General features: G+C 68.6%; 12 protein-coding genes and 4 pseudogenes. 5 read left to right on the forward strand and 11 right to left on the reverse strand.

The window, feature by feature from the left end; genetic code table 11:
• Positions 1 to 32: 32 nt before the first annotated feature.
• From FNH04_RS28250 to FNH04_RS28290, 9 genes are all read right to left on the reverse strand, one after another.
• Positions 33 to 1,412 (reverse strand): MFS transporter, encoded by a 1,380-nt coding sequence (locus tag FNH04_RS28250; RefSeq protein WP_152788615.1) that lies wholly within the window; start codon positions 1,410 to 1,412, stop codon positions 33 to 35.
• 101 nt (positions 1,413 to 1,513) lie between these two features.
• Positions 1,514 to 2,209 carry an alpha/beta hydrolase gene (locus tag FNH04_RS28255; RefSeq protein ID WP_322724069.1) on the reverse strand — a complete coding sequence of 232 codons (696 nt, stop codon included), beginning with the start codon at positions 2,207 to 2,209 and terminating at the stop codon, positions 1,514 to 1,516.
• Positions 2,210 to 2,266: 57 nt separating this feature from the next.
• Positions 2,267 to 3,760, reverse strand: coding sequence for an aldehyde dehydrogenase family protein (locus FNH04_RS28260; protein WP_152788617.1), 1,494 nt, complete (start codon positions 3,758 to 3,760; stop codon positions 2,267 to 2,269).
• Between the two features lie 87 nt (positions 3,761 to 3,847).
• On the reverse strand, positions 3,848 to 4,825 hold the full coding sequence (locus FNH04_RS28265) for an LLM class flavin-dependent oxidoreductase (protein WP_152788618.1): 978 nt from the start codon (positions 4,823 to 4,825) through the stop codon (positions 3,848 to 3,850).
• 2 nt (positions 4,826 to 4,827) lie between these two features.
• Complete coding sequence (locus tag FNH04_RS28270) at positions 4,828 to 5,220, reverse strand: cupin domain-containing protein (RefSeq protein ID WP_152788619.1); 393 nt, start codon at positions 5,218 to 5,220, stop codon at positions 4,828 to 4,830.
• A gap of 441 nt (positions 5,221 to 5,661) precedes the next feature.
• On the reverse strand, positions 5,662 to 6,447 hold the full coding sequence (locus tag FNH04_RS28275; protein WP_152788620.1) for an SDR family oxidoreductase: 786 nt from the start codon (positions 6,445 to 6,447) through the stop codon (positions 5,662 to 5,664).
• Positions 6,448 to 6,456: 9 nt separating this feature from the next.
• On the reverse strand, positions 6,457 to 7,143 hold the full coding sequence (locus FNH04_RS28280) for a GntR family transcriptional regulator (RefSeq protein ID WP_152788621.1): 687 nt from the start codon (positions 7,141 to 7,143) through the stop codon (positions 6,457 to 6,459).
• Positions 7,143 to 7,817, reverse strand: coding sequence for a polysaccharide deacetylase family protein (locus FNH04_RS28285; RefSeq protein WP_152788622.1), 675 nt, complete (start codon positions 7,815 to 7,817; stop codon positions 7,143 to 7,145). Before FNH04_RS28285 ends, FNH04_RS28280 begins: the two co-directional genes overlap by 1 nt.
• Positions 7,810 to 8,406, reverse strand: a complete 597-nt coding sequence (locus tag FNH04_RS28290; RefSeq protein WP_152788623.1) for a VOC family protein — start codon at positions 8,404 to 8,406, stop codon at positions 7,810 to 7,812. The genes FNH04_RS28285 and FNH04_RS28290 overlap by 8 nt, the downstream gene beginning before the upstream one ends.
• Before the next feature lie 257 nt (positions 8,407 to 8,663).
• Between FNH04_RS28290 and FNH04_RS49105 the strand changes: the two are divergent.
• The 4 genes and pseudogenes from FNH04_RS49105 to FNH04_RS49495 all read left to right on the forward strand — a co-directional run.
• Positions 8,664 to 8,765: pseudogene (locus FNH04_RS49105) on the forward strand (LysR family transcriptional regulator); the annotation flags it as partial.
• Positions 8,766 to 9,005: 240 nt separating this feature from the next.
• Positions 9,006 to 9,671: a LysR family substrate-binding domain-containing protein gene (locus FNH04_RS47980; protein WP_322724073.1), complete on the forward strand. Its 666-nt coding sequence runs from the start codon at positions 9,006 to 9,008 to the stop codon at positions 9,669 to 9,671.
• Positions 9,672 to 10,099: 428 nt separating this feature from the next.
• Positions 10,100 to 11,029: a fumarylacetoacetate hydrolase family protein gene (locus tag FNH04_RS28305; protein WP_152788624.1), complete on the forward strand. Its 930-nt coding sequence runs from the start codon at positions 10,100 to 10,102 to the stop codon at positions 11,027 to 11,029.
• 345 nt (positions 11,030 to 11,374) lie between these two features.
• Positions 11,375 to 11,761 (forward strand): annotated as a pseudogene (locus tag FNH04_RS49495) (MmyB family transcriptional regulator); the annotation flags it as partial.
• Positions 11,762 to 11,764: 3 nt separating this feature from the next.
• On the opposite strand, the pseudogene FNH04_RS28315 reads toward FNH04_RS49495, so the two are convergent.
• Positions 11,765 to 12,750 (reverse strand): annotated as a pseudogene (locus tag FNH04_RS28315) (aldo/keto reductase).
• 22 nt (positions 12,751 to 12,772) lie between these two features.
• Positions 12,773 to 13,108 (reverse strand): annotated as a pseudogene (locus FNH04_RS28320) (transcriptional regulator); the annotation flags it as partial.
• On the opposite strand from FNH04_RS28320, the gene FNH04_RS28325 reads away from it, so the two are divergent.
• Positions 13,107 to 13,448 carry an aldo/keto reductase gene (locus FNH04_RS28325; protein ID WP_152788625.1) on the forward strand — a complete coding sequence of 114 codons (342 nt, stop codon included), beginning with the start codon at positions 13,107 to 13,109 and terminating at the stop codon, positions 13,446 to 13,448. The pseudogene FNH04_RS28320 and the gene FNH04_RS28325 sit on opposite strands and share 2 nt — an antisense overlap.
• Positions 13,449 to 13,516 lie beyond the last annotated feature (68 nt).

Genomic DNA, 13,516 nt, shown 5'->3' on the forward strand with positions numbered 1-13,516 from the left:
CGCCCACCCAGCCCGGAACGCGGTCCCGAGGGTCAGGAAGCGATCTCCTCCGCTGCGGGAGCCGCGGCGCGCGCGGGATCCTCGGAGCCATCCGTTGCTTCTCCGAGGGACGCTTGGTGGGTCTCTCGTACACACCAGACGGCCAGAGCGGTGACCGCGGAGCCGCCGCAGATCAGCAGTGCGATGGGGGTGCTGGCACCGCCGTTCGCCGCCACCAGGGTGCCGGCGATCATGGGGGTGAACCCGGCGCCGAGGAGCGTGGCGGCCTGGTAGCCGAGCGAAGCGCCGGTGTAGCGGATCCGGGTGCCGAACATCTCGGTCAGCAGCGCCCCCAGCGGGGCGTACATCGTGCACTGGGCTACGCCCTGCCCGAGCGCGATGGCGAGGACCAGGAGGCCGGGCGACTTCGAGTCGACCAACGCCAGCACGGGGAAGGCCAGCGCGGCCGAGGCGACCGCGCCGACGAGCACCACCGGGCGTCGGCCGATCCGGTCGGACAGCGCGGAGGCGCACGGCAGCACGGCCAGTGCGACCAAGGAGGCGACGGTGGTGGCCGTGAGTACCTGTGGACGGGTGTATCCGATCCCGGTCGCGTACGAGATCATGTAGGTGACCAGCAGCGAGTTCGCCATGAAGATCCCGATACCGACGCAGCAGGCGAGCAGCAGGGTACGTGGTCTGCGCAGGACTTCGACGATCGGCATTCTGGCCGCCTTGTCCTCCCGCTTCGATTCGGCGAACAGCGGGCTCTCGGCGATCCGCATCCTGACGAACATGCCGATCGCCAGCGTCACCACGCTGAGCAGGAACGGCACGCGCCACCCCCACGAGAGGAAAGCGTCGTCCGGGAGCATCGCGACGAGGGTGACGATTGCAGTGGACAGCAGTGAACCCACCGGTGCGCCCAACTGCGTGAAACTGGACCACAGGCCGCGACGCTGGTCGCCCACGTGCTCGACGACCATGAGCGTTGCACCGCCCCACTCGCCGCCGAGGGCGAGGCCCTGCACCACGCGCAGTGCGACCAGCAGGGTCGGCGCCCAGATGCCGATGGCGTCGTAGGTCGGGAGCAGGCCGATGAGAATGCTGGCGCCGCCCATCAGACCCATGGTCAGCAACATCATCGACTTGCGGCCCAGCCGGTCACCGAAGTGCCCGAAGACGATGCCGCCCAGCGGCCTGGCGACGTATCCGGCGGCGAAGGTACCGAAAGCGGCGATGGTGCCGACGGCCGGGTCGGCCTGGGGAAAGAACAGCGGGCCGAAGGCGAGGGCCGCGACCACGCCGTAGACGATGAAGTCGTAGAACTCCATGGCGGTGCCGAGCAGTCCGGAGAGTGCGGCGCGCCGTAGCTGGCGGGCCTGCTCGGGAGTGTGGTGACGGGTGGTGGCTGGAGATGGGGACGAGGACATCACGGTCTCCTTTGACCGAGGGGGGCGAGGACATGGGGGGACTCAGGGCGCGAGAACGGATTCGGCCTGGTCGTTTGTGGTGGTGGCGCCTTTGCGGCGAGTCAGGAAGCAAGGGATTGGAGCAGCGTCGCCACCGGGCCGGGGGCGGAGACGATGCCGTCGTGCCCTCCCGGGAGCTCCACGAAAGTCCAGTCGGCTCGGTTCCTGGCGTAGGCGGCGCTCGGTTCGACCCCCGGGAAGACGGGGTCGGTGAACTGCCCGTAGGTGCAGGGCAGACCGTTGCCGATGTCGTTCTTCAGCGGTAGTGGGGATGCCTCGACGCTGAGTGGCTGAGGTGTCAGGTGCCGGTTCACCCAGGCGATGTCAGCAGGATCGGACAGCCCGAACGTCTCCGCGGGAGGAGGCGGGATGCTGAGCCCGCCGCTGAACCGGTCCGCGGACGCCATCCGTGCCGCGCGGGCCGATGGGGGCATTCCGTCCAGTCGGCTCAGTCCGCCGAAGGGCAGGCCCCCGTCGAGGAAGACGAGGTGCGCGATGCGCTCCGGTATCCGGTCGGCCACACCCGACACGGTGCGGCCTCCGAAACTGTGACCGACGAGGATGACATCTCGCAGGTCCTCGCTCTCGATGAGGTTGACGACATCGAGGACGAAGGTGTTCATGTCGATGTCGCGGCTGAGCAGATGTCTTCGGTCCGCCAGCCCGGTCTGTGAGGGCGCGTATGTCCGGTGTCCGTTCGCCTCCAGCAGGCGTCGCACCCTGGACCAGCACCAGCCGCCGTGAAAGGCGCCGTGCACCAGGAGGAAGGTCGCACCAGGCTCAGCCGGTGGTGCCGTACCCATGGCAGCTTGTCTCTAGACGTTCAGGTCGTTCCACGCCGGCATGGGCGCGGTCTCGTCGAAACGGATCGTGACGCGCCGCACGCGGGTGGCCCCTTCGATCGCGCCCTCGGCGTAGGCGCTTCCCTGTCCGCTCGCCTTGATCCCGCCGAACCAGAGCGTGGGGTGGTGCAGACGCATGGTGTTGCCCCAGACGGTTCCGGCCTGGATCCGCTCGGCCATGCGGTGCATGCGCCCGAGGTCGCGTGTCCAGATGTTCGCGCTCAGGCCGTACTCGACGTCGTTCGCCAGGGACACGGCTTCCTCCTCGTCCTCGAAGACGATCACCGACAGGACCGGCCCGAATATCTCCTCGCGGGCAACCCGCATCGACTGCGAGACCTCCGTGAGGACGGTGGGTTCGACGAACAGCCCATCGGAATGGGCGCCTTGGGGCCTGCCTCCGCCGGAGAGCACCCGCGCGCCCTCATCGCGGGCTATCTGGAGATAGTGACTGACACGCTCGAACTGCTGCCGCGAGGCCAGGGGGCCCATGTGGGTCTTCGCGTCCATCGGATCGCCCACCCGGATCCGCTCGGCTCGCCGGGCCAACTGCTCGATGAACGCCGGGGCGATGGACCGTTGGACCAGCAGACGGGTGCCCGCGACGCACACCTGGCCGGCGTTGTTGAACACTCCCCAGACCGCTCCTCGTCCCGCCGCGTCGAGGTCCGCGTCCTCGAAGACGATGTTGGGTGACTTCCCGCCCAGTTCGAGAACCGTCTTCTTGAAGGTCTCCGCGGCGGCATGCGCGATACGACGTCCGGTGGGGACGCTTCCCGTGAAGGTGACGCCTCCGACGCCCGGGTGTTCGGCGAGCGCCGCGCCGGTCGCGCCACCGCCGGTGACCACGTTGACGAGCCCTTCGGGTGCCCCCGCCTCGGACAGCAGGGCAGCCAGCCGGAGGGCGGAGAGCGGGGACATCTCACTGGGCTTGACGACGGCGGCGTTCCCGCAGGCGATCGCGGGTGCGACGCGGCTGCAGAAGCTGCCCACCGGACCGTTCCAAGGCATGATCACACCGATCACACCGAGCGGTTCACGGGTGGTGTAGGAGAGGTGGCCGGGGTTGGCAGGTATCTGATGGCCCGTCATACGGTCCACCTGGCCCGCCCAGTAGCGGATCAGTCGGGCGCTTGCGGCCCCGTCCCCCTGCGCTTCGCGGAGCACCCGGCCCATGTTCCGTGTGTCGGTCTCGCCCAGTACATCCCTGTGCCGCTCGACCGCGTCGGCGAAGCGCAGCAGCACTCCGACGCGACGCCCCGCGTCCCAGCTCATCCACTCCCGCTGCGCCGCGACGGACGCCTGGACGGCTCGGTCGATGTCCACCGCGTCGCAGTCGGCCACGTGGGCGATCACCTCGCCGTTGGCCGGATTGACCGCCTCGAAGGTGGTCGTCGAGTGGGGTTCTCGCGGTGCTCCAGCGATGAAGGGGAGTTCCCGCACCGGCGTCTCCGTGTACGTGGCCATGTCTGTTTCTCCTTCTTGCGCTTGTTTTCAGTCGGTCCGGGAAAGGGGGGAGTGGGGCAGTCGGTCGGGCCAGGACGCTGCATGGGCCTACAGGTGGAACGCCTTGGCGAATGCTTCAAGTTCGCGAGGAATGTCCGATCCGGCCGGTGTGTAGCAGAAGCGGCTCGCCCCCGCCTCCTCCAAGGCGTCCAGACCGGCACGGATCTCGGCAGGCGTGCCGCTGAGCGTGCCGTCCCGTACGACGTTGCCGTTGAGGAATCGCCGGTCGAGGTCGGTGAGCGAGATCAGATGGCCGCGGTGGGTCGCGACCAGGCGGTCCTCTTCGGGAAGAGCGTTGATCTGCTCGGTGAATCCCTTCTCCTCCACCGAGCCGGAGAGGGGACCGTACGGCCCCATGTGCAGCGCCAGGGCGGCGGTCGGTCCCACTCGCTCGATCACCGCTGGGTCGTCGAAGGCCTCGCCGGGATCGAGAACTGTTCCGTAGTAGCTCAGGCCGCAGGTGCCCTCGAAGGGAATCTTCTCGTTGCCGTGGGTCGGGTTGGTGATGACCCCGTCGGCGACACGGGAGGCGACACCGAAGGCCTTCGGGCCGTGCGCCGCCACCCAGATCGGGACCTCGATGGGCAGGGAGATGCCGGATTCCTTGGAGTGGAGCAGCGACATCGAGCGTCCGTCCAGTTCGATCCGCTCACCGCCGAGCAGTGCTCGCAGGTTGGTGACGAACGCCTCGACGCTCGCCCACGTGGTCCCTCGGCCGCCCAGCAGCGCGGTGCTGCTGAATCCGGAGCCCACCGCGACCGTCACCCGGCCCGGGGCCAGCTGCGTGAGCGTCGCCGTGCAGCCGGCGACATCCGCCACATGGCGGAAGCGGGGCACGACCACGGCGACGCCCAGTCCTATCCGGGTGGTGCGTTCGCTCGCCAGGGCCAGCATCATCCACGGGTCGGCGTAGATGGCGGGTGAGTAGTGGCACCACGCGCTGACGTAGCCCAGTTCTTCGGCGATACGGATGTGTTCGGGGGTGGCGATGCTGGTGGAGAAGGTGCATGCGAGTTCCATGGCCATGGCTATGCGCTCCGTTCCACCGAGTGGTCCGCGGTCCGTGCGCCGATGAGAACGGCCGGCAGCGTCGCGGGTTTGTCGCTCTTGTTGCGCCGGGCGTGCCGTGTGCCGTGCTGGACGACGACGTCTCCGGCCGACAGCCGCACCTCCTCCTCGTCAAGGGCCGGCCACCGCTCACTGTCGAGCACGACGTCGTAGTCGACGGTGGGCGTGGTGTGCATGCCCGGGCTGTCCGGCTCGGCTGTCCCCGGGCTGTCCGGCTCGAACAGCTCGGCTGTCCCCGGGCTCTTGCGTGCGGCTTCGGCGCCGGCCGCCTCGGGGCTGTAGCCGGGGTCGGCGTACAGCGCGTCGGGCGGGATGGTCAGGACGATGAAGCTGGTGCTCCCCGGCTCCGGCAACAGGGTTGGCGTGCGGACCGTCGGGCCGGTACCCGGGAGACTCGGTCCCGGAAGGCGCGGCGTGTACCTCACCAGGGTCTGTTCGAAGCCCGGGGTCTCCACGGCAACCGTTGCCCTGGCCGGTTCACCGTCCGCCACAACGCGGCCGGCTCCCCAGGAATTCGCTACGAGGACTCGGCGGACTTTCATGACCTACCTCCATTGGTGGGCCCTGGACAGCATGAGGAGCGCCACAGGGCATGGATACGTCCCGTTCCGATTGGCGTGAGAAGCACTCGTGAGAGAAAGCACTCCGTGAGAGAGGCACCGTGAGAAGCTGTTGCGCGAGTGGCGCGATGGATGATGCTGACCGAATGCCGCGCTTGTCAACGGTATTTTCGATTCCCGGTCGTGATCGAAGCGCAGCGAATAGACGGCGCGGGAAAGCCGAAGCGACTTTCGTCAGATCAACGCGGGATAACTTCCGCCGTCCAGATGGATGTTCTGGCCCGAGAGATAGCCTGACAACGGGCTGCAAAGGAAGGCGCAGGTGGCGCCGAACTCTCGCGGGTCACCCAGTCGGCCGGCAACGATGGAACGGACTTGGCGTGCGCGCGCTTCCTCGTGAGTGATTCCGTCGCGGACGGTGGCCACTTCGGCCATGTACCGCTGGCGTTCCGTATCGAAACGCTCCGGCAAGAGGTTGTTGATGGTGACGTTGAACCGCGCCACGTCCAGGGAAAGGCCTTTCACGGCCGCGGTGAGGGCGGCGCGGGCCGCGGAGGACACGGCCATCGTCGGCCGAGGGGTCGTGACCATCGCCGATGTGATGTTGACGATTCTGCCGAAGCGGCGGTCACACATGCCGCCGACGACCCGGTTGATCAGTTCGACGTGGGCCAGCAGGTTTGCGTGCAGCCCGCGTTCCCAGTCCGCCCGCACCGACTTCTGGAACGGCCCGGGAGGGGGCCCGCCATTGTTCGTGACGAGGATGTCGGGCGAGGGGCATGCGTCCAGCAATCGGTTGCGGGTGTCCGCGGAGGCGATATCACCCGGCACCGCCACCACTATGGCCGTGCTGTCGCCAACACACCGCAATTGTGCGGAGGCGGATTCGAGTGTCTCCGGGTTACGCCCGTTGATCACCACGTTCACGCCTTCGGCGTGCAGCGCCTTCGCGCAGGCGAGTCCCAGGCCCGCGGACGACGCACCGATGATCGCCCAGCGCCCGGCCAGTTCAAGATCCATATGTGCTCCTCAGCCGGGTGGCTGCGCGGCAGCCCACGATTCGAGGCATGACAGCCGGGTCCTTTCGATGTGCGTGTGCAGCAACTGCACGGCCTTGTCGGCATTTCGCGCCACGACCGCCTCGGCGATGGCCGCGTGTTCGCCGGCGACGTCCCGCTGCCGGCCCCGATGCAGCTTGGCCATCTGCCGGATGATCTCTGACTGGTCGTAGAGCTGGATACGGAAGGCCAGAAGCCGCGGGGAGCCGCATGCTGCCGCGCAGACTTCGTGGAAGGCTCGATGTGCGTTCGTCCACGCTTCGTTCGCTTCGGGGTCCTCATCGAGAGCGGCGTTCGGCGAGACCGCCAGTTGGTGGTGGGCGGCGACCACGCGTGCCTCCCACTCGATCCCGCCCTGCTCGATCGACCTGCGCACGGCAATCGATTCGATTTCTTTGCGCACGAAGGCGACGTCGTTGATTTCCGCGTCGGTGAAGTCCGGTACGGAGAACCCCTTGTTGGGCTCCAGGACCACCAACCCCTGTTCCGAGAGTCGGGTGAGCGCCTCCCGGGCCACCGTCACACTCACTCCGAGTTCGGAACTCAGTTTGCTCAGCTTGAACCGGTGGCCGGCAGGGAAGGACCCGCGGAGAAGATTTCGCCTGATCTCCAGGTAAAGCGTGTGGTGACGGGTTTCTGCGCCATCGGTGCGGGCCACTAGTCAACTCCTGGAACTTTCACGGCTTCACGTGGGGTGACGTACAGATCCTCCAAGTCCGCGCACGGCCGACCGCCGTGAATCGGCGTGCATTCCGCGGGAAAGTCCTGGACGATCTCCACGCCCATGCTGTCGACGGCATCGAGGAAGCGCGGCAGTTGATCCATGGCGCCGGTGGGCAGGTCGTGGACGACCAGGACCTGCCAGTCGTGCTCGGGCAGCCGCCGCAGGGCGCGATCGGCCCAGCCCTCCGGCATTTTCGAGTCCCGGACGAACAGGCTCCACAGAACCATGGTGTATCCGCCCGAGATCAGGACGTCGGCGGCTGTTCGGCTCAGCAGATGAGGACCCACCGACCCGTGTCCCGTCGGCCGGAAGTACCGTGCTGGGTGGCTGAGACCACCGAGCGCGGCCTGCGCGTAGGTGATCTCCTCCACTTCCCGGCTCGGGTCGCTCAGGAGACCGAGAGGCTCACCATGGGTCATGGTGTGGTTGCCCAGCCAATGACCCTGAGCCCGGGTCCGCTCGGCCAGTTCGCGGCCTGCGTCGGAAGCCAGCTTCTCGCCGATCACGAAGAACGTCGCCTTCAGCCCCCGGGCTTCAAGCGTTTCGAGCACGTGCTCCGTGACGCCGGGCGTTGGCCCGTTGTCGAACGTCAGGGTCAGCCTAGGCATCGGCTGCCGCCCGGTGCGCCGGGTAGTGGATCACGGAGTGGTGCTCCGGGCGCCAGTCGTTGTTCGTTCGGTGGTCGCCGGCCAGCCAGCGGGCCAGTTCGCTGCGCGCGTCCGACATCCGCTTCTCCCGGATCTCCTCGACGTTGGGCGGGTCGACGGCGATCTCCAGCTCCAGCCCGTCCGGAGACGTGACATACAAGGACTTCACGTAGCCGTGGTCCTGGATGAAGTGCGGGTAGGCCGCAGCCACCAGCCGCTGGTGAACCGCATCCAGAGTCGCCGTGTCCGCGCGCAGGGCCACGTGGTTGTAGCGATTCGTGGGCCCCAGCAGGAATTCATGGTCGTGTGGTGCGGACATCTGGAAGAAGGCCAGCGCGCCGCCGTCGTCCAGTTCGTAGAAGGTGTGACAGAACGTCATGCCAGGGGTGGTGACCGACTCCTCGCACCACGTGGCGGTCAGCGGAAGCCCGATCAGATCCTCGATGAAGTGGCGGTTCACTTCCTGATCCGCGACAGGTGTCGCTGAGTGGTGCAGGCGCTCCAGGCCGGTCCCCGCGGTGGGACCGGTGCCTGTGGGTGATCCGTTCATCTGCTGCGGCTCCTGAGTATGGAGGCGTCGTACCCGCCGGCCTCGTGACCCGTCCGGAGCCTCAACGCTCCAGGTCAGCTGGTTGTGACGGTGGCGGGCCTCGCTGTGTTCCGTTGGAAGGCTCCTCCAGCTATTATCGGTTGTCAAGAAAAGATTCGATTCTTTGCTCGAGATTCGATCATGATCCCCATGGTGAGACGCAGGACGTCGAGCCGTGGCACTCGAAGACCGGGCGCCATCCTGGAGAGGCGGCGAGCGTGGAACTGCGCTGGTTGACGTCCTTCGTGACCGTCTCCGAGGACCTGCACTTCGGGCGGGCCGCGGACCGGCTGCATCTGGCTCCGTCCGCAGTGAGCGCCCAGATCAAGTCATTCCCGTCGTCCGCCCGAAGGGCGGGCCGTGCGGCGGCGTGGGGGTCCCCCCGCTCGAGCGAAGCCGAGAGCGGGGGAGCGTGCGATCGCAAGGCGGAGGGTCGCCCGCGTACTGGACGTACGCGGGGGGATCCCGACAACGCGGCTGGGGGTCCCCCCTGCTCGAAGAGCTTGGGGGAGCGCGTGCCGGGCGTCGCGCGGCTGGGGACACCTCCCACGCTTGAGGCAGTGGGGGAGGGACTTTCGCAACAGGCCCTGGGTGAGGTGGGAGAGGCCGAGATCGCCTCCGCCGCCTTCTCCGGCGTGCTGACCCGGATGCTCGCCAGCTGCGCGGACAACGGCGAGCACCTCACCGTACGGGTGCGGGAGCCGGAGATCCCCGCTCAGCTGGAGGCACTGGCATCAGGCACGATCGACGTGGGCTTCCTGCGGTGGCGGCCCGGTTGTCCGGCGGATCCGACCGCTGTCTGCCTTCTCGAAGAGGAGGTCGTCCTCGCGCTCCCCGAGCATCACAGGCTCGCCCGCCTTCAGGCCGTGCCGACGGCTGAGCTGCGGGGGGAGAGAGACATTCGTCGTCCCGCGCTTCGACGAGGAACACGACTCCGCGACCCCGTCGGGCAGCCGGCGGAGCTCGGCGGCTTCCCACCCCGGCTCGCTGTGCCGGTCAAGGACTTCATCGCCGCTCTGACCCTGGTCGGAGGCGATCTCGGCGTCGCCCTGCTGCCGCGTTCGCTGCGATGCGTGCACATGCCGGGAGTCGTCCACCCGTCTGTGGCCGACGCCGGGCTCACCACACCCCTGGTCGGGATGCGCCGTCGCCAGGAGACCTCGCCCGCTGTACACCGTGTGATCCGCCTCCTGCATGCGGCCGTCGCGGACAGGGCCCCGTCATGAGAGCCCGGCGAAGGGCCACCGTTCACACGGCCATCCGGGCGTGCACACCGGCCGAGTGCGCCCGTGCCGCCGTCGGCACCTCCTTGTCCCGCAGAAGTCGCGCCATGTCCGCGGATGCTCTTGGCGCGCCGCCACGCCCCGTCGACGTGCACGCCTGTGCCGCGCTTTCGTGGATGTCCGTACGTCAGTCGCGTACAGCGGCGGGCAGGAAGAACGAGGAACCGTCAGTGGCCTCTCAGCAGCACGAGCCGGTAGCGCCGACCTGGGCCGAGGCGATCCCGCCCCGTCGCAGAGCGCCGGCCCTGCTCTGTGTGATGCGCCTTCACGCAAGGCCGACGGCAGTCGTCCGGTTCGGCCGCGCACCCCCGCTGCTCTCCCCGCCTTCGCTTCCTGCTCCATTCCTCTGCTTCGACCAGAAAGATCATCCCATGGCATTCTCACTGGCGACCCTGCGCGTCCAGGGCAGCCTCACCCCGGTCCTCTCCATCGCCGGCCGTTACTGGGCCCTGGCCGACGTCGCCCCGGAGGTCCTGCAGCCGGATCCCTCGCGCGGCTTGATGAACGTCTTCGACCACTGGGAGCGGACTGAACCGCTCCTGGTCGCCGCCGCGGAACGCCTGGCCGCGGGGGCGGACACCCCGCAGCCGCTGCCGACGCCGAACGCTCTCGAAGACATCCTCACCCCCCTGCAGTACCCCCGGAAGGTCGTCCTGATCGGGGCCAACTACTACGACCACATGCACAAGGACGGGGGCCACACCGATTGGGACAAGGAGACGAAGGTCCCTCTCCTCTTCCTCAAGCCCCCCACCACCACCCTGGTCGGATGCGGGAAGACCGTGCGTTATCCGGAGCAGACCGAGAAGCTGGACTACGAGATCGAGCTCGCGGTGATCATCGGAAAGGAGGCGCGCCGACTGACGCCGGAGAACGCCATGGAGTGCGTCGCCGGATACACCGTGGCCATCGACCTCTCCGCACGGGACTGGCAGCGCCACCCCAAGCACCTGGTGCGGTTCGATCTCTTCGGCGGCAAGGTGTTCGACGACAGCTGCCCGCTCGGCCCCGGCATCGTGCCCGCCCGGTTCATCGACAAGGACGATCTCCGTCTCCAGTTCTGGCTGAACGGCGAACTGAAGCAGGACGCCAACACGCGGGACATGATCTGGTCCATCCCCGAGCAGCTTGCGAAGATCACCGAGCACGTGACCCTGGAACCCGGCGACGTCGTCTGCACCGGCACCCCCGCGGGTGTCGGTCTCGCCACCGGCGAGTGGATGAAGCCCGGAGACGTCCTGGAAGCCGAGATCACCGGACTCGGCCGACTGACGGTCGAGATCGTGAAGCACCAGGCCTGAGCCCCACCACTGCCACGTCAGCCCGAGGTGGCCACGAACACGGTCGCGGCCGGCACCTCACGGTCGCCATGCCGGCGGCGGCCACCGCCCTGAGGCCGCGAAGGCGCCTCCGGCACCACCCGCTGGAACAACTCCCACAATTCGTCCGGCACCAGCTGCTCAACGATCCCCACCACGCCCCACAGCCCACCGAGGCAGCCAAATGAGATGGCCTCTTGATCCGACGAGCCGCGTGCCGGGGCTGCTCTTTGGGCTCGGGCCGTACGGGAGTCTCGAACCCAGGACCCGCGCCTGGACGGACAGCCGGTCGAGGCACTGCACAGTGACGGGGAACTGTGGTCGGCGATGACGTCGACAGGTGCGACGTGGCGGCTGTCCTCCCGCCGCCAGGCGCCGGTCGCCGGGCGGAAACTGAGTGCCGTTGCTCCGCCTCTCGGGCCAGCTGATCCGCGCGGCGTTTGCATTCCGCGGCTTCATCGCGGAGGCCGACTGGCCACGACGGCGTGGGGTTTGGTGAGTCCGGCCGGAACGGGCAGCCTGCGCAACGAGCAGGGCCGCAACCCAGGTGATCCGGGTCTGGCCGAGCTGATCGCCGAACTGGCCGAGGGCAGCGAACAGTTGCGGGTCCTGTGGGACGCCCAGGGAAGAAGCCCCCGCGACCGACTCGCTCGGCCCGCCGGCCGACGGCGCCGCCGACACCTGAGCGGCCCGCAGCACCTTGCTGACCGGACCGTTTCACTTGCCGACGAGGCCCAGGTGCATCTCGTTGTAGCGGTCCCCGTGTACGCCGATGCGGGTCGCGGTGGCGTCGAGGTCCGCGACGTCGTCGGCGGCCAGGGCGACCTTCGTCGCGTCGGCGTTCTCGACGATGCGCTCGACGCGGCGGGTGCCGGGGATCGGGGCGATCCAGGGGTGCTGGGCGAGCAGCCAGGCCAGGGCGACCTGGCCGGGCGTGGCGCCGCGGGCGCGGGCGAGCGTGGCGACGTGGTCGACGAGGGCCTGGTTGGCGGCGAGGTTGTGCTGGTCGAAGCGCGGGATGGTGGTGCGGATGTCGCGTTCGGTGAAAGCGGTGGTGGTGTCGACGGTGCCGGTGAGGAAGCCCTTGCCGAGCGGGCTGAACGGCACGAAACCGATGCCGAGTTCGGCGAGCGTGGGCAGCACTTCGGGTTCGGGGTCGCGGGTCCACAGGGAGTATTCGCTCTGCACGGCGGTCACGGGGTGGACGGCGTGCGCGCGTCGGATCGTGGCTGCGCCCGCTTCGGACAGGCCGAAGTGCCGTACCTTGCCTGCCTGTACGAGCTCCGCGACCGCGCCCGCGACGTCCTCCACGGGGACGTCGGGGTCGACCCGGTGCTGGTAGAACAGGTCGATCGTGTCGATGCGCAGGCGGCGCAGTGAGGCGTCGGCTACGCGCTTGATCTGGTCCGGGCGGCTGTCGAGCCCGACCGGCGTGCCGTTCTCGATGCGCCAGCCGAACTTGGTGGCGAGCACCACCTGGTCGCGGACGGGAGCCAGTGCTTCGCCCACCAGTTCCTCGTTGACGTAGGGGCCGTAGACCTCGGCGGTGTCGAAGAACGTGACGCCCCGGTCCACGGTGCGCGCAGCACACCGATCATGTCGTCGCGGTCGCCGGGGTTGGGGCCGTAGCTCTGGGACATGCCCATGCAGCCCAGACCGATCGCCGAGACCTGAAGTCCCTGGCCGAGGGTGCGCGTGTGCATTGTGGTGGTGCTCCTTGTGCAGTGGCGGGGGCTTACGGCTGTCGGCGGGTGGTTCGGGGACGTAGCGGGCGGGGCGCGCGGCGAGCTCGCGCAGGTGCTCCTGGTCGTCCCTGTGCAGGGCGCGGGCGAGCGAGTTGAGGACGGCGGGGCTGGGGTGGGTTTCTTGCCGCGTTCCAGGCCTATGTATCAGTGGATGCTGCCGGCGAGGGTGACCTGCTCCTCGCGGCGCAGTCCCGGGGTGCGGCGGATGCCGGAGCCGACGGTGGGGCCGACCTGTTCGGGGCTTTGTCCGGGTGCGGCGGGCGCGCAGGTAGCGGCCGAGTTCGGCGCCCTCACTGTGCGCGCTCGTCCATGCCATGACACTCCAGTGTCACCCGGTGGGCGACGGCTGCGTGGAGCGGTGGGGGGCCCTGTCATCATCAGGACCGTGGCGGGTGCTGGAGCTGGGCGTCCCGCTCGTCGACACCGCCGAGATCTACGGCCCCGAGTTCGCGGACGGCAAGGGCGTCACGCCCTCGCAGCCGGCGCCGGCCTGGTTGCCGGCGAAGAAGCCCTGCACCGTCCCGACCCCGGGCTCGCACAACCCCGCCCGCGTCGCCCAGAACATCGCCGCCGCCGACCTCCGCCTCACCGCCACCGACCTCGACCGTACAGCTGAGATCGTCCCCGACGGCGGCATCGGCGGACGTCTGAGCTGACACTCGCACTCGGCCCGTGGCTGCCGCTGCCAACCGGTAGCGGGTATGGGTTGGGGTTCGGGTTGGGG

This window comes from Streptomyces phyllanthi (assembly GCF_009377205.1).
In the GTDB taxonomy this organism is placed as follows: domain Bacteria; phylum Actinomycetota; class Actinomycetes; order Streptomycetales; family Streptomycetaceae; genus Streptomyces; species Streptomyces phyllanthi.